Below are 15,258 nucleotides of genomic sequence, written 5' to 3' on the forward strand. Positions count from 1 at the left end.
AGTCTGAAAAAACTACTCTTTTTATCGGACAACAATGAAATAATATAGTAAATATGATGAGATTAGAAGATATAGATGATTCATTTTATGTAGAGAATGATGTAAATGGGATAGTAACATACTATTTAGACCCAGAATTAACGAAGCCTTATACGGGAGTAATATATAATAAATGGCAAGGTAAGATAGAAAGTGAAGCAGAATTTATAGATGGTTTAAAAAATGGTTTAGAACATATCTATAATGAAGATGGAGAACCGATACAGATTAATGAATGTAGAGGGAATGTTATGTTTGGAATAACTAAGGAATTCCAGAAGGGATACCTTACTTCAGTAAGTATAGTCTATAATAATAGTTATATAAAAAGCTTAGATGTAAATAGAAATAAAGAAATAATCGATATTCAAAAAAATTACTACGATGTAACTAAAGGGGACAAAATACCTGAAGGAGACAAAATATTAACTAATATGTCTTATGAAAGACTACCGAAGTATATAAGAATGTTGTTAGAACTGTCTGATAAGGAATTGGTAGAATATGAGTTTAAAAGAGATAATCCTTATTTAAAACCTCCTTATAATATTTAATATTTTAGGACAAACATCTTTATACATATTAATAACTTACTTAATATAGTAAATATGATGAGATTAGAAGACAAATAAATACTATTCTAATTGAATAATGTTTTTAAAAAATGATTTAGCTTCTAATTTTGTTTTCATCAAACAAAAAATGGAGCAGAAACATATTACATTCTATTTTTTACCCCAATAGTTTAAACATGGATAAATTGATAATAGAAATTTATATCAACTGTAGTGATATAAATAAAGTAGAATATTTAGTTTCAGAAGTAAATTTAAGAAGAAATGTAGATTTTGATCTATTGATAGAATTAAATTCAGATAGGGATAGTGTGAAAAAACAAATTTTCCCAGATGGATTCTTATACTTTACTATTGTTTTAGCCTACTATAAGGAAACTGACTATTCTTTAGATGATATATATAATAGCACACTGTTATTAGAAAAGTATTGGTCAAACAATATTTGTGCTATAGCTTGTTGTGATTTTGAGGATAAACTTCCTGAAAAAGGAGGTTATAAAAGTGAAGCTATATATAATTTGATGACAATGAATAATTAAAATAATCTTTATGAATTTAAACTTGTATGTAATATTAATGTTATTTTATCATTTGAAGAGGAATTTAATAGGATGATTAACCCATTTGATACATAGATTCTGAAGATTATAATTTTGGGCTTTTATTTTAAACAGAATTAATAACCTTCAAAAAAAACATAATTTTATATCCATACTTATGGTGTAAGGTCTGTGAAAATAGGATAAAAAAGGAATGTCTGCAGGGGAAAGTAAAACAGTTAGTTGATACATAATGAAAAGGAATGTTTATCCTTAAAATAAAGTAACATGAAACAAATTAATGAATTAATCAATGATCTTGTAAAGGTTAAGAGTGAGTATAATGAAGTTATTCAACCATTTGTATCTAATAAACAGTTAGGTGAATTAGACAAACTATTTACTGAACAATTTAGTGTTAACTTATCCGAAATCTATAAGAATATTTTACAAATAACCAATGGGTTTAATGAAAACGGGGTATTCTTGTATGGCTCAGAAACAGCTCTAATAATTGGATATGATGATGTTTTTTTAAGCGGAATCATAGATTCCAACTTAAATTGGCACACTGATGAAGATTTTGCAAAGTTTATCTTTTATGCGGATAGTGACCTTTACTTATTCGTACAAGAAATAGAGACAAAAGTATTTAGCTTTCGACCAAGAGATAACTTTGATGAAGTGTTATTAGAAACAACAGACGNTGATTGTTTTTTAAATAAGAAATAATGGATTTAAATAAGATTTTAATAGAAAATGGATTAAAGAATGCTACTATTCTAGGGGAAAATTATAAAGGAGTATTCGAACATTCTTTATGGAATGAACTTTTAAAAACTAATGAGTTTGTTAACCGAAAAGAAATAGTATTAAAGTATTGGTTAATATATAAAGAAAAGCTTACTAGAACATATACATTACTTGAAAACAGTTTAAAAGATGTTTTTATTGTGCAACATTTGAATAAGTTTAAAATAGTATACGTTTTTGAAATTAACAATGAAGTACTGATTTATGAAGGTAATGAGCCAATAACGGAGAGTGACTTTTTGAAAAATCTACCTGAAGATATTAGGGCTTATTATATGAATGTACATAATGGTTGGTATGAAAGTTTAAGTGGTGGTTTAGGTTTTCTCCCTCTAGATAAGATAGAGTTTCTAGATGAATCTGAGTGGGGAATCTTAGAAGAAATTAAAACATTAGATATTGATTTGAGTAAAACATATTACTTATTTCACAATGCAGGAGCAGGATACCTATGTGTTGATATAGAAAAGAGTGTTGATGAAGCAAAGTATCTTATTTGGTGGACTAATAAGGAACCAAAGTATGATATTGATTTTTGGAGTTTCTTAGATGCATGGATTGAGATAGGTCTAACAAACTAAGTTTATGTTTATCACTAAAAGGCTGTGTAGACTTCCCTAAAAATCGGACAGTTGTTAATTCATTTGTTGTATCATTATAAAACAAAAAAAGCCCATAACAGTAATGTTATGGGCTTCTATGGAAGTATTATTGTTTATTTCAGATTGTTGAAATTTCTTTTTACGAAAGCAGTAAGTTCTTCCCCTTTTAATAAACCTTGAGATAGTTTGGCAAGGTCCATCGCTTGTTTGATACTTTCTGTTCTGGTTGTTTCATCCGTATTACCAATGATATTAGTTGCAAGTGGAGAGTTGGTGTTTACCACAAGGTTATACATTTCTGGAAAATTACCCATTCCGAACATACCTCCACCGCCAGACTGGCTCATTTCTTTCATACGACGCATGAACTCAGGTTGAGTAATAATAAACGGTTCTGCTGTGCTATCTAAAGCTTCAAGCTTTACAGTATATTTATCCTTAGGTACGATATTCTCTACAATTTCTTGTAATGATTTTTGTTCATCTTCAGATAATTTAGAAATCTCAGTATCTTCTTTCTTAATCAAGTTATTGATGTGGTCAGAATCTACACGCACGAAAGTCATTTTTTCGTTGTCACTTTCTAATTTTTGAATTAAGTGAGAAACGATAGGAGAGTCTAATAGTAATACTTGATATCCTTTGTCTTTCGCTGCAGCAATATAGCTATGTTGAGCATCTTTGTTGGATGCATAAAGGATTACTAAATTGCCATCTTTATCCGTTTGGTTGTCTTTAGTAGCTTCTTTTAATTCTTCTAATGTATAGAATTTGTCATCTACTGTTGGATAAAGCATGAATGCTCCCGCTTTTTCGTAGAACTTCTCTTCAGAAAGCATACCGTATTCTAGTACGATTTTGATATCATTCCATTTACTTTCGAAATCCTCTCTGTTTTCGTTAAATAACGATTTTAATTTATCCGCTACTTTACGAGTGATATAGTTAGAAATCTTTTTCACATTACCATCTGCCTGAAGGTAAGAACGAGATACGTTCAGTGGAATATCTGGAGAGTCGATTACTCCTTTTAACATAGTCAGGAAGTCTGGAACTATGCCTTCTACGTTATCTGTTACGAATACTTGATTTTGATATAATTGAATCTTGTCTTTTTGCATTTGAAGATCAGCACTTAACTTAGGGAAGTATAAAATACCTGTTAAGTTAAATGGATAATCTACGTTTAAGTGGATGTTGAATAAAGGATCTTCGAATTGTGTAGGATACAACTCTCGGTAGAAGTTTTTATAATCTTCATCACTTAAATCAGAAGGTTGTTTTGTCCAAGCTGGATTAGGATTATTGATAATAGTATCTACTTCTACTTTATCCTCTCCTTCACCTTCTTCATGCGTACCGAACTTAATAGGCACAGGCATGAATTTATTGTATTTTACTAATAATTCACGGATTTTATAGTCCTCTAAGAAATCAAGAGAGTCTTCTGCGATGTGTAATACAATTTCTGTACCTCTTTCAGTTTTGTCGCATGCTTCTAAAGTGTACTCTGGGCTACCATCACAAGTCCAATGTGCAGCAGGCTCATCTTTAAATGATTTAGTAAATATTTCTACTTTATCAGCAACCATAAAAGCAGAGTAGAACCCTAAACCGAAATGGCCAATGATTCCTGTATCTTTTGCTGAGTCTTTATATTTTTCTAAGAATTCCTCTGCACCAGAGAAAGCAACTTGGTTAATGTATTTTTCTACTTCATCTTTAGTCATTCCCAGTCCTTGGTCGATAATATGAAGTTTTTTATTTTCTTTATCTATTTTAACTTCGATAATAGGATTACCATATTCTACATTAGTTTCTCCTATTGTAGTTAAATGTTTTAGTTTTAATGTCGCGTCGGTCGCATTAGAAATTAACTCTCTTAAAAAAATTTCATGATCGCTATACAAGAACTTTTTGATAAGTGGGAAAATATTTTCCACGGTAACGTTAATTTTTCCAGATGTCATAATATTATATTTAATATGTTATATAATGTTCGTATTTTGCTTGTACAAAAGACAAAAAAGATACCAAAGGAAATTAATGTGTCAATTTGGCAGAGATGTGTCTGTTGTTATTTGATTATTTGTAAATTTGTGATTGAAAAATTTGAAAAAAATAAAATGATATGAAAAAAGCACTTTATTTGGGAGCTATTGCTTTAGCTGTAGTTTCTTGTAAACCGACTATGGATTCTAAATCTCAAGTTGGATTGAAAGGAGAATGGACTCTTGTAAAGGTTAATCGAATTGGTGGTGAATTTGTAAAAGTAAATTCATTCAATATTGCTGATGCAGATTGTTTTGTTGGTAGTCAATGGAAGTTTGTATCAAATAATAATACAGGCCATATCTCTTTGACAAAAGGGGGAAGTTGTCCAAGTTTTGAAAGTGATTTTAAATGGACTATATCTCCAGCAGGTAAGTTCGAATTCAAATTTATTGATGAAGGCGTAAAAGCAAAACACGTAACTACAGGTTATTCTATGCAAGTTAAAAACCAAACTGCTGCTTCTTTTGAATTAGTGGATAAGTTTTATGCAGGAGGACAAACGTATGATGTAACGTATAAATTTGTTAGAAATTAATAGTAATAGGTATGAGAAAAATTGCAACATATTCTTTGGCAAGTTTGCTACTTGCTACTTCTATCGGCTTTACAAGTTGTGACTCTGTAAAAAATTCTAATAACACACAAAGAGGTGCTGCTATTGGTGCTGCAGGTGGTGCTATTATCGGTGGTATCCTTGGAAATAACCTTGGTAAAGGAGGTAACGGTGCTTTAGGTGCTGTACTTGGAGGTGTTATTGGAGGGGCTGCTGGTGGTGTTATTGGAAATAATATGGATAGACAAGCACGCAAGATTGAAGAAACTGTACCAGGCGCACAAGTTGAACGCGTAGGTGAAGGTATCAAATTAATCTTAGGTGAAAACTCTGTGAACTTTGCATTAAACCAAGCTACTTTAACGGATAAAGCTAAGACTAACCTGGACAAGTTAATTATTGTGTTTAAGGATGAGCCTGATACTTATATTGATATTTACGGATATACTGATAATACAGGTAGAGAAGAATACAACCTTAGTTTGTCAAAAAAGAGAGCAGCATCTGTTAAGCAATACTTAGTGCAAAAGGGTATCGCTGCATCGCGTGTTAAGACTGATGGTCTTGGAATTGCAGATCCTATAGCTTCAAATGATACAGAATCTGGCAGAGCTCAGAATAGACGTGTGGAGTTTGGTATTCGCGCAAATGAGAAGATGATTCAAGATGCTCAAAATCAATCAGGAACTTATTAATTTAGTCATATAAGCTAAAATATAAAAGCTGTTCTATTTTTAGAACAGCTTTTTTTATTCAGGTCAGTTGATACGCTATTTTATCTATCTTGTTTTTTTTGCCAGTCATAGAGCTATTTCACGATTTTTAACTACACAGATTGTTCACTTTTGGCAGAGGGCTCTGCTAATTACTGTGAATTTTGAATCAGTGGATTAGCAGTCAATGCATTCCATTACTTTATTTTCTTTCATTTGGTAGATGTGATTAGGCTTGAATAACTCTTTTTCATTGCCTAATAGTTCTCTTGTTTTATTGTCTATATAGACACTTTTTCCTATGGGTAGATAGATGTATAGTTTTAACTGCTTTGACTCATCTGATAGGTAAGTGTCAGAAATAATAAGGTTGTCTTGTATTTTCTTGGTTTGAATTTGTTCTATTTCTGGTGTATTCACTAACGTTTTGTTTTTTGTAGATACAGTTTTTGAAAAATCTCCTTCTATTTTTATATAAATATATTCCTGAAAAGATGGGATTATTTCAAAAGTAATAGGAACTTGCACTATATTCTTTTCACTTAAATGCTGTATTATCTCAGCATTGTCTGACTCAAAGAAACTTGGTTTAACTAATGTAATATTTAAGACTTCTGTTTGTGGAAAATCGATATTAATTTTGTTACTTACTTCTGCAATCTGAGCAGTTTTTTCGCTTGTATAATAGGAATTGTAATTCTCCATTTTTAAAAATGGCAAGGCAAAGGCAACTATAGCAATAAGCCAAACAATGAATAGTCCCAATAGGGTTGCGAAGACATATCTAATGTTTGTATATATTAATCTAAGTCCTATGAGTAATAGTCCTATAAAAGGTAAGGCTGCAATCATGAAAACTAACAAAGTACTCAAGGTAAATGAAAACATGGCATCATTAAAAAAGGGAATATGATTAGCTATTCCCTCTCTAATGATTGTTTCTTTATTGACATAAGTGGTTATTCCAGCTACAATAATTGCAAAGAGAATGGTACTACTTAACGCGATTATGAATACACCAAAAAGGTTTTTAAACCATTTCGCGCTTTTTTGTCCTACTTTTTCAGTTTCTGTCTTGATCTTATCGTAATCAACTTCGCTGATTTTATTTGCTACGTAGTTGATATTGTCTTTTACTTTTTTCTCTATCGTATTGATATTGATGGGCTCTCTTTCCATTTCTAATATCTGCGATGTCGTTTTTGCTTTTGGTACTACAATCCAAAAAATGAAATAAAGAAGTATTCCTGTTCCATAAAAAAGAACTAGAATCAAGAAGATAATTCTCAACCACAAAAGATCAATTCTTAGGTAATGGGATAGACCTGCAAGTACTCCGCCAAGAATCCCTTTCTTGCTATCTCTATATAGTTTTTTTGAAGTTGTGAATGTATAGTGATTTTCAGATGTTGTTTCTTCTTCACCATAGTTATAATCTTCAGGTTTCCCCATTATATTAATGACTGTATCTACATCGGCAATCGTGATTACTTGGTTTTTGTCACTGATGTTTTCTGAGAATAATTCGGCAATTCTAATTTCTATGTCGTGAATTATTTCATCTTGTTCTTCTTTTAACAATGAATTTTTGATGGCTTTCAAGTAAGAATCAAGTTTTTGATAGGCATTTTCATCTATGTGAAATACTAATCCAGCGATATTTATAGTTAATGTCTTATTCATTGTTAGAGGCTTTAGATGTTATTTTATAAACAGCATTTGCAAGTTCTTCCCAGGTTTTAGATAATTCTTCAAGGAAACCTGTTCCCTTTTCAGTTAAGTTGTAATATTTTCGTGGTGGTCCTGAATTCGATTCTTCCCATCGATAGGCTAAGTAATCGTCATTTTTTAACCGCGTTAGTAATGGATATACTGTTCCTTCTACCACTACGAGTTTTACGCTTTTAAGCTCATCGAGTATTTCAGAGGTGTAGCAATCTCTCTCTTTTAGAATAGACAGGATGCAAAATTCTAAAATACCTTTTCGCATTTGGGCTTTGGTATTTTCAATATTCATAAGTTTTATATTGGCTTCATGTTTCTTATGCAAAGATATATCTAAAAGAAGGTACTTTGTATAGCATAGTACTGTAAATTAACATTATTTTAACCTTAAGATTTGAGTTGGGATTTATGTAAGTGTCTTTATTGGAGTTGATTAAGATGTTTTTTAGGCTTTTTTTACATTTATATAGAGGTATTGTTCCATTATAGAATATATTTACTAAATCATTATAATAATATATAAAACGGATAATATGAAAGTTCTTGTAACAGGTGCAACAGGTTTTATTGGAAAAAAGTTGGTTTCAAGATTGCTTGATTGCGATTATCAGGTGGTGTACTTAACTTCTTCTAAAAATATGGTTTCAGGTGTTTTTATGGGAGCAGAAGGTTATTATTGGGATATAGCGAAGCAGGAAATTGATCGCAAAGCATTTGAAGATGTAGATGTTATTATTCACTTAGCAGGGAGTAATATTGGAGGCAGTTGGTCAAAGAAAGGAAAAGAGCAAATCTTGAGTAGTAGAGTTGATGGATCAAAATTGTTAATGCGTGTGTTGTCATCTATAGATCATCAAGTTAAGCATTTTATTGCTGCTTCAGCTATTGGTATATATAGGAATGGAGATAATAAACAAGAGGAAGATAACTATGTGAAAGCAACTAATTTTTTGGGAAAAGTGGTTAATCAATGGGAGGTTGCAAACGGAGAAATAGAAAAGTTGGGGATTGATGTAACCATGCTGCGTACCGGGTTAGTGTTAGACAAAGAAGAAGGAGCATTGCCGAAAATGATTGCTCCAATAAAATACCATGTTGGATCAGTATTAGGTACAGGAAATCAAATATACTCATGGATTCACATTGATGATTTAATTAGCATGTATATGTTTTTGTTGGAGAATAAAGAGGAGGGGATATTTAACGCAGTAGCTCCTAAATCAGAAACAAATAAAGTATTTACTAACACATTAGCTAATGTATTAGGCTATAAGCTTTGGTTGCCAAGTGTACCAAGCTGGGCATTAAAACTGGTATTAGGACAAAAAGCGTGTTTAGTTTTAGAAGGTCAAGATGTTAGTTGTGCAAAAGTAGTATCTAAGGGATTTGTTTTTCAGTTTCCCGAATTACAAGAGGCACTTGTAGATTTACTGCAAGTAGCTAAACGGTAGTTGTAAGCACTGTTTAAGACATTGTAATTTGCTCTAATAAGGTGTAAAGAACTAGTAGTAATTATAATTTATTTTCATTCAAAATATGTCATTGTGACAGCAATAATCAGTTGGCAAAGGATTTGATAATGGACTATAGGTAAAACTATTATTAAAATAACAATTCTAGATATGAGTACTGAAAATAAAGACATTAATGCTGAGAACGAAGTAATTCAAGAGAACGTTGAGAATACTGAAAATACGATAGTGGAAGATACATTAAGTGTTGAAGAACAGTTAAATATAAAACTGGCAGAAGAAAAGGACAAGTTTATGCGACTTTTTGCCGAGTTCGAAAATTATAAAAAGCGAACAACAAGAGAACGTGTGGAACTTTATAAGACAGCCAGCGAGGAAGTTATGCTTGCAATGATGCCAGTTTTGGATGATTTTGAGCGCGCTATTGCAGAATTGGAAAAACACGGAGAAAGTGACCATTTGACTGGAGTGAGATTAATATCTACGAAACTGAGTGACACTTTGGCAAGTAAAGGTTTAGAAATTGTAGAAGTGAATAAAGGAGACGATTTTAATTCTGATATTTCTGAAGCAGTAACACAAATACCAGCTGGAGATGACATGAAAGGGAAGATTGTCGATGTTTTAGAAAGAGGGTATAAGTTAGGTGATAAAATTATACGATTCCCAAAAGTAGTTATTGGGCAATAGTAATCACTTAAATTATAAATAAAAGAAATATACTAAAATGAAAAAGGATTATTACGAAATATTAGGGATAGATAAAAGTGCAGATGCGAATACCATTAAAAAGGCATATCGTAAAAAGGCTATTGAGTTTCACCCTGATAAGAATCCAGATGATAAGCAAGCTGAAGAAAAGTTTAAAGAGGCAGCAGAGGCTTATGAAGTATTGAGCGATCCAGATAAAAAAGCTCGATATGATCAATATGGACATGCAGCATTTGATGGTGCAGGCGGTTTTGGTGGAGGTAGCCATATGAATATGGATGATATCTTTAGCCAATTCGGTGATATATTTGGAAGTGCTTTCGGTGGTGGAGGTGGCTTCGGCGGTTTTGGCGGCTTCGGAGGAAACTCTGGTCAAAGACGCGTGAAGGGTACAAGTTTGCGTATTAAAGTGAAATTGACTCTTGAAGATATCGCAAATGGCGTAGAGAAGAAGATCAAAGTTAAGCGTAAAGTACAAGCAGATGGAGTAACTTATAAAACTTGTCCAACTTGTAATGGTGCAGGGCAAGTTGTTAAGATTATGAATACTATGCTTGGGCGTATGCAAACTTCAGCTCCTTGTGATACATGTCATGGAAGTGGGCAAGTAATGGATCATAAACCAGCAGGTGCAGATGCAGATGGATTAATTTTACAAGAGGAAACAGTATCAATCAAAATACCTGCGGGTGTGGCTGATGGAATGCAGTTAAAGGTTTCTGGTAAAGGTAATGAGGCACCAGGAAAGAATAGTGTAGCTGGAGATTTATTAGTAGTTATCGAAGAATTAGAGCACGATACATTACAGCGTGAAGGGGATAATCTTCACTATGATTTATATATTAGCTTCGCAGAAGCTGCTTTAGGAGGATCAAAAGAAATTGAGACTGTAACAGGACGAGTGAGAATTAAACTTGAAGAAGGTATTCAATCAGGTAAAATCTTGCGTCTAAAAGGCAAAGGATTGCCATCTGTTAACAGTTATGGCAATGGTGATTTATTAGTACATGTAAATGTGTGGACTCCTAAAAAAATGTCAAAAGAACAGAAAGAATTTTTCGAAAATATGTTAGAAGACGAGAACTTCAAACCTACTCCGTCAAAAAATGACAAATCTTTTTTTGAAAAAGTTAGAGAAATGTTTTCTTAATTGGAAAATTAATTATACTTTTGACGTACACTTATTAAACAGTGGATTTTCTTTTTCATAGCAATTTTTCCCAACCTTATTTTTCCAAATAAGGTTGGGTTTTTTTATACCCTTACTAAAATGTAGAATGCTTCTATATAATTGAAAATAAAAAAGTATTTTTACACAAAATAATAGACCTTAAGTATGCAACCTATATTAGAAGTAAAAGACGTTGTTAAAAAATATTCTGATAAAGTAGCTCTAAACCATGTATCTCTTTCTGTGCCTCAAGGAACAATTTACGGATTGCTTGGGCCTAATGGAGCTGGTAAAACCTCGCTAATTCGTATTATTAACCAAATCACTTATCCCGATAGTGGACAAATCCTTTTGGATGGTCAGCTTCTGAATCCAACTCATATTAAAGATATTGGCTATATGCCAGAAGAGAGAGGACTCTATAAAACAATGAAAGTTGGAGAACAAGCAATGTACCTTGCACAATTAAAAGGATTATCGAAACAAGAAGCAAAAAGACAGTTGCAATATTGGTTTGAAAAACTTGGGATTGAAGAATGGTGGAATAAGAAAATACAAGAACTCTCAAAGGGGATGGCTCAGAAAATACAGTTTGTAGTAACTGTTCTTCACAATCCTAAATTACTTATTTTAGATGAGCCTTTTTCTGGGTTTGATCCTGTTAATGCTAATATCATTAAAGATGAAATATTAGAATTAAAAAAGAAAGGTACTACTGTTATTTTTTCTACTCACCGTATGGAAAGTGTAGAGGAGATGTGCGACTATATTGCCTTAATCAATAAGTCAAATAAGTTGATAGAAGGTAAGTTGATTGATGTAAAGAAAGAGTTTAGAACACATTTGTATCAAGTAGGAATTTTATCTGATAATGTTGAACGCCTCATGTTGAAACTGTCTGAGAAGTTTAAAATGACTAGTACAGAGTTTAAGTCGTTGAACAATGAGCTACAATTGGAGATTGATTTAGGTAATGCAATGCCAAATGAACTTCTTCATATCCTAACTGAAAATGGACAAGTGACTCATTTTGTCGAAAAGTTGCCAACTGTTAATGATATTTTTATTCAAACTGTAAGTAAATAAAATGAATATACTACCCTTAATAATAAAAAGAGAGTTTCTGGCGAAAGTTAGAAATAAGTCTTTTATAGTAATGACATTCTTAAGTCCACTATTCTTTGTTGCGCTAATGGTATTTGTAGCCTATTTAGCCTCTATGAAAGGGGATGCAAAACAAATCGCTATTCACGATGAGAGTGGTTTGTTTATCAAGCAGTTTAAGAGTAATGATGCGTTTGTTTATCAAGATTTGTCTGCAATCGATGTAGGTATCTTAAAAGATAGCGTCGCCGCAGAAAAATACGAAGGGTTAATATATATTCCTGCTCAAGTGAATGTAAGTGACTATGAAAAGAATATTATTTACATTTCAAATGATAGCCCAAGCCTTAGTTTTATTAGTAAAGTAGAGTTGTTGATAGCTGACAAGATCACCCATATCAACCTACAGAATAAAGGAATTAATACAGAAATTATAGATGAGGCTCAGTCTAAGGTAAATTTAAAACTAACAAAAGCCACAGGAGAAGAAACTGTTAGAGGATTAAATGAGATAAAGATCATTATTGGTGGAGCATTTGGTTATTTCATTATGATGTTTATTATCATTTATGGGAATATGGTAATGCGTTCTGTCATAGAAGAAAAAACAAATCGAATTATTGAGATTATTATTTCTTCTGTTAAGCCTTTTCAGTTAATGATGGGCAAAATAATTGGTACATCTATGGCGGGGATACTTCAATTTATAATATGGGGTATTGTAGGTGCTTTTCTTTTAATGGGTAGTAGTTTCTTTTTAGGGATAAATGGTACACCTGGAATGACTACTGTTGAAGTAGTTGAAACTGCTGGAATGTTCTCTCCCGAATTACTTACTGATATTCAAAATTACGTACACGAAATACTAAGTCTACCATTAATTTCAATGTTTGTGTATTTCTTAGTATTTTTCATAGGAGGTTATTTTCTGTATAGTTCACTATATGCTGCAATTGGTGCAGCTGTGGACAATGAAACAGATACTCAACAGTTTTTGTTTCCGATCTTATTGCCCCTTATGTTGGGTGTATATATAGGCTTTTTTACAGTTATAAAAGACCCACACGGTTCAATTGCAACGGTGTTTTCAATGATACCATTTACCTCTCCAATTGTGATGCTTATGCGCATTCCATTTGGGGTGCCTGTATGGGAAGTTTTATTGTCTATTTTTATATTATTTGCTACATTTATACTTGTAGTTTGGCTAGCAGCTAAGATATACCGTATTGGTATATTGATGTATGGAAAACGTCCGTCTTGGAAGGAACTTTACAAATGGCTGAGGTATTAAAAAGGAACTCCTAATATTTAAGTATGACAAAAGTATCAAAGATTTTAATTGTAGAAGATGAAAGTGCAATTAGAAGAGTATTACAAAAGATTTTAGAGGAGGAGTCAACAAGTTATCAAGTTGAAGTCGCTGAAGATGGGGAACAGGGATTAGAAAAGATAAAAGCAGAAGATTACGATCTTGTTATTAGCGACATTAAGATGCCGAAAATGGATGGTGAAGAATTATTGGTAGAATCGAAGAAAATTAAACCAGAAACTATCTTCGTTATGATTTCGGGTCATGGAGATCTTGAAACTGCTGTGAACACGATGCGTTTAGGTGCTTTTGACTATATATCAAAACCACCTGATTTGAACCGATTACTTACCACTGTGCGAAATGCATTAGATACAAGTAAGCTTGTTGTTGAAAATACTATTTTGAAGAAAAAAGTAAACAAGAAGTATGAAATGATCGGTGATAGCGAGCCAATTAATCGCATTAAAAGTATGATTGAAAAGGTGGCTCCTACAGAAGCACGAGTTTTAATAACAGGACCTAATGGTACAGGTAAAGAGTTAGTAGCACATCAACTGCATTTGCAAAGTAGCCGAGCAGCTAATCCTTTGATTGAAGTAAATTGTGCAGCTATTCCATCAGAATTAATAGAGAGTGAGTTATTTGGACACGTAAAAGGCGCTTTTACTTCAGCTGTGAAAGATCGTCCAGGAAAGTTCGAACTTGCAAATCACGGAACTATTTTCTTAGATGAAATTGGAGATATGAGTTTATCTGCTCAAGCTAAGGTACTGAGAGCCTTGCAAGAGAATATAATCACACGCGTAGGTGCTGATAAGGATGTAAAAGTTGATGTCCGTGTTTTAGCAGCTACTAATAAAGATCTAAAGAAAGAGATAGCTGAGGGGCGTTTTAGAGAAGATTTGTATCACCGTTTGGCTGTTATTTTGATAGAGGTTCCTGCATTAAATGATCGTAGAGATGATATTCCAATGCTTTTAGAGCATTTCGTCAAACAAATTGCGACTGAACAAGGTACTGTTCCCAAGGCTTTTTCTAAAGAAGCTGTACAATTGTTGCAAGAATACGATTGGACTGGAAATATTAGAGAATTGAGAAACGTAGTAGAAAGACTCATTATTTTAGGAGGAAAAGAAGTTTCTAAAGAGGATGTTGAGTTATTTGCGAATAAATAATTATGAAATTAAAAAAGATTAATATTACCTTACAAGAGAACCTTTTAAGCAATGGTTTAGAAGTCCCGACAGAAATGCAAAAGGCGACTTTTGGTAAGATAAAGAGTGGGCAAGATATTGTTATTCTTGCACCAGAAGAACAAGGTAAAACAACAGCTATGATTATGGCTGCTATCCAACGATGTGAAGCTCCTGTCGAAGGTGAAATTGCCACACGTGTACTCATTGTTGTAAAAGATAAAAAGGAAGTAGAGCGCTTGATAGAGTTATTTGAACTTTATAGCAAATATACTGGGTTGCGCATTTTTGGTACGCATGATCACACGGATATGGATGATGATAAGAATCAATTGTCATTGGGTAATGATATCTTGATCGGGACGGCCAATAGATTGAATGAAATGTTTAGTAGTGCAGGCTTTGATGTAAATCAGTTAAAGATGTATATCATTGACGATTTAGATGTACAGTTGAGAAATCGCTTAGAACCTAAATTATATAGACTTTCAGAAAGTATCGGAAAAACGCAGAGAGTGTATTTTGCAAAAGACTATGTAGAAGAAGTAATGGATATGTTCTTGGACAAAACAATGAGTGAAGATATGGAATGGTTAGATTTCCATGAGGAGGATGAAGATTAAATAAAATATAAAGTAAAAGAGGGTGTCCCAAAAGGTCACCCTCTTTTGTATT

Annotated in this window: 16 protein-coding genes; 13 read left to right on the forward strand and 3 right to left on the reverse strand. The window is 32.6% G+C overall.

What is annotated here, in order from left to right:
- Positions 1–53: 53 nt before the first annotated feature.
- From GJV76_RS13925 to GJV76_RS13940, 4 genes are all read left to right on the forward strand, one after another.
- Entirely contained in the window at positions 54–593 is a 540-nt protein-coding gene (locus GJV76_RS13925) for a hypothetical protein (protein ID WP_155093211.1), read from the forward strand.
- 197 nt (positions 594–790) lie between these two features.
- The gene (locus GJV76_RS13930; RefSeq protein WP_155093212.1) at positions 791–1,156 is read left to right on the forward strand and encodes a hypothetical protein; all 366 of its coding nucleotides are present in this window, start codon (positions 791–793) and stop codon (positions 1,154–1,156) included.
- A 288-nt stretch (positions 1,157–1,444) separates the two neighbouring features.
- A complete protein-coding gene (locus tag GJV76_RS13935) occupies positions 1,445–1,888 on the forward strand; it encodes a YrhA family protein (protein ID WP_155093213.1) in 444 nt (147 codons plus the stop codon).
- Complete coding sequence (locus GJV76_RS13940; RefSeq protein WP_208103219.1) at positions 1,888–2,550, forward strand: SMI1/KNR4 family protein; 663 nt, start codon at positions 1,888–1,890, stop codon at positions 2,548–2,550. Before GJV76_RS13935 ends, GJV76_RS13940 begins: the two co-directional genes overlap by 1 nt.
- A 134-nt stretch (positions 2,551–2,684) precedes the next feature.
- On the opposite strand, the gene htpG is transcribed toward GJV76_RS13940, so the two are convergent.
- A complete protein-coding gene (gene htpG / locus GJV76_RS13945) occupies positions 2,685–4,541 on the reverse strand; it encodes a molecular chaperone HtpG (RefSeq protein ID WP_155093214.1) in 1,857 nt (618 codons plus the stop codon).
- A gap of 161 nt (positions 4,542–4,702) precedes the next feature.
- On the opposite strand from htpG, the gene GJV76_RS13950 reads away from it, so the two are divergent.
- Positions 4,703–5,161, forward strand: coding sequence for a lipocalin family protein (locus tag GJV76_RS13950; RefSeq protein WP_155093215.1), 459 nt, complete (start codon positions 4,703–4,705; stop codon positions 5,159–5,161).
- 11 nt (positions 5,162–5,172) lie between these two features.
- Positions 5,173–5,874 carry an OmpA family protein gene (locus tag GJV76_RS13955; protein WP_155093216.1) on the forward strand — a complete coding sequence of 234 codons (702 nt, stop codon included), beginning with the start codon at positions 5,173–5,175 and terminating at the stop codon, positions 5,872–5,874.
- A 195-nt stretch (positions 5,875–6,069) separates the two neighbouring features.
- Here GJV76_RS13955 and GJV76_RS13960 read toward each other — a convergent pair whose 3' ends face one another.
- Positions 6,070–7,575, reverse strand: coding sequence for a PspC domain-containing protein (locus GJV76_RS13960; RefSeq protein ID WP_155093217.1), 1,506 nt, complete (start codon positions 7,573–7,575; stop codon positions 6,070–6,072).
- The gene (locus GJV76_RS13965) at positions 7,568–7,909 is read right to left on the reverse strand and encodes a PadR family transcriptional regulator (RefSeq protein ID WP_155093218.1); all 342 of its coding nucleotides are present in this window, start codon (positions 7,907–7,909) and stop codon (positions 7,568–7,570) included. The genes GJV76_RS13960 and GJV76_RS13965 overlap by 8 nt, the downstream gene beginning before the upstream one ends.
- Positions 7,910–8,150: 241 nt before the next feature.
- On the opposite strand from GJV76_RS13965, the gene GJV76_RS13970 reads away from it, so the two are divergent.
- From GJV76_RS13970 to GJV76_RS14000, 7 genes are all read left to right on the forward strand, one after another.
- Positions 8,151–9,068, forward strand: coding sequence for a TIGR01777 family oxidoreductase (locus tag GJV76_RS13970; RefSeq protein WP_155093219.1), 918 nt, complete (start codon positions 8,151–8,153; stop codon positions 9,066–9,068).
- A gap of 171 nt (positions 9,069–9,239) precedes the next feature.
- On the forward strand, positions 9,240–9,779 hold the full coding sequence (locus GJV76_RS13975) for a nucleotide exchange factor GrpE (RefSeq protein ID WP_155093220.1): 540 nt from the start codon (positions 9,240–9,242) through the stop codon (positions 9,777–9,779).
- Positions 9,780–9,816: 37 nt separating this feature from the next.
- On the forward strand, positions 9,817–10,950 hold the full coding sequence (gene dnaJ / locus GJV76_RS13980; protein WP_155093221.1) for a molecular chaperone DnaJ: 1,134 nt from the start codon (positions 9,817–9,819) through the stop codon (positions 10,948–10,950).
- Positions 10,951–11,136: 186 nt separating this feature from the next.
- Positions 11,137–12,057, forward strand: coding sequence for an ABC transporter ATP-binding protein (locus GJV76_RS13985; RefSeq protein ID WP_155093222.1), 921 nt, complete (start codon positions 11,137–11,139; stop codon positions 12,055–12,057).
- Position 12,058: 1 nt separating this feature from the next.
- Entirely contained in the window at positions 12,059–13,369 is a 1,311-nt protein-coding gene (locus tag GJV76_RS13990; RefSeq protein ID WP_155093223.1) for an ABC transporter permease, read from the forward strand.
- A gap of 23 nt (positions 13,370–13,392) precedes the next feature.
- Positions 13,393–14,565 (forward strand): sigma-54-dependent transcriptional regulator, encoded by a 1,173-nt coding sequence (locus GJV76_RS13995; protein WP_155093224.1) that lies wholly within the window; start codon positions 13,393–13,395, stop codon positions 14,563–14,565.
- Between the two features lie 2 nt (positions 14,566–14,567).
- Positions 14,568–15,206 (forward strand): DEAD/DEAH box helicase, encoded by a 639-nt coding sequence (locus GJV76_RS14000; protein WP_155093225.1) that lies wholly within the window; start codon positions 14,568–14,570, stop codon positions 15,204–15,206.
- Positions 15,207–15,258 lie beyond the last annotated feature (52 nt).

The organism is Myroides albus (genome assembly GCF_009711045.1).
GTDB classification, from domain to species: domain Bacteria; phylum Bacteroidota; class Bacteroidia; order Flavobacteriales; family Flavobacteriaceae; genus Flavobacterium; species Flavobacterium album_A.

What these genes read in the sequence shown, in the direction of transcription:
- GJV76_RS13960 (WP_155093217.1), bottom strand. Translation starts at nt 7,575, where the DNA reads ATGAATAAGACATTAACTATAAATATCGCTGGATTAGTATTTCACATA.
- GJV76_RS13965 (WP_155093218.1), bottom strand. Translation starts at nt 7,909, where the DNA reads ATGAATATTGAAAATACCAAAGCCCAAATGCGAAAAGGTATTTTAGAA.
- GJV76_RS13925 (WP_155093211.1), top strand. Translation starts at nt 54, where the DNA reads ATGATGAGATTAGAAGATATAGATGATTCATTTTATGTAGAGAATGAT.
- GJV76_RS13930 (WP_155093212.1), top strand. Translation starts at nt 791, where the DNA reads ATGGATAAATTGATAATAGAAATTTATATCAACTGTAGTGATATAAAT.
- GJV76_RS13990 (WP_155093223.1), top strand. Translation starts at nt 12,059, where the DNA reads ATGAATATACTACCCTTAATAATAAAAAGAGAGTTTCTGGCGAAAGTT.
- GJV76_RS13995 (WP_155093224.1), top strand. Translation starts at nt 13,393, where the DNA reads ATGACAAAAGTATCAAAGATTTTAATTGTAGAAGATGAAAGTGCAATT.
- GJV76_RS13975 (WP_155093220.1), top strand. Translation starts at nt 9,240, where the DNA reads ATGAGTACTGAAAATAAAGACATTAATGCTGAGAACGAAGTAATTCAA.
- GJV76_RS14000 (WP_155093225.1), top strand. Translation starts at nt 14,568, where the DNA reads ATGAAATTAAAAAAGATTAATATTACCTTACAAGAGAACCTTTTAAGC.
- dnaJ (WP_155093221.1), top strand. Translation starts at nt 9,817, where the DNA reads ATGAAAAAGGATTATTACGAAATATTAGGGATAGATAAAAGTGCAGAT.
- htpG (WP_155093214.1), bottom strand. Translation starts at nt 4,541, where the DNA reads ATGACATCTGGAAAAATTAACGTTACCGTGGAAAATATTTTCCCACTT.
- GJV76_RS13955 (WP_155093216.1), top strand. Translation starts at nt 5,173, where the DNA reads ATGAGAAAAATTGCAACATATTCTTTGGCAAGTTTGCTACTTGCTACT.
- GJV76_RS13970 (WP_155093219.1), top strand. Translation starts at nt 8,151, where the DNA reads ATGAAAGTTCTTGTAACAGGTGCAACAGGTTTTATTGGAAAAAAGTTG.
- GJV76_RS13940 (WP_208103219.1), top strand. Translation starts at nt 1,888, where the DNA reads ATGGATTTAAATAAGATTTTAATAGAAAATGGATTAAAGAATGCTACT.
- GJV76_RS13985 (WP_155093222.1), top strand. Translation starts at nt 11,137, where the DNA reads ATGCAACCTATATTAGAAGTAAAAGACGTTGTTAAAAAATATTCTGAT.
- GJV76_RS13950 (WP_155093215.1), top strand. Translation starts at nt 4,703, where the DNA reads ATGAAAAAAGCACTTTATTTGGGAGCTATTGCTTTAGCTGTAGTTTCT.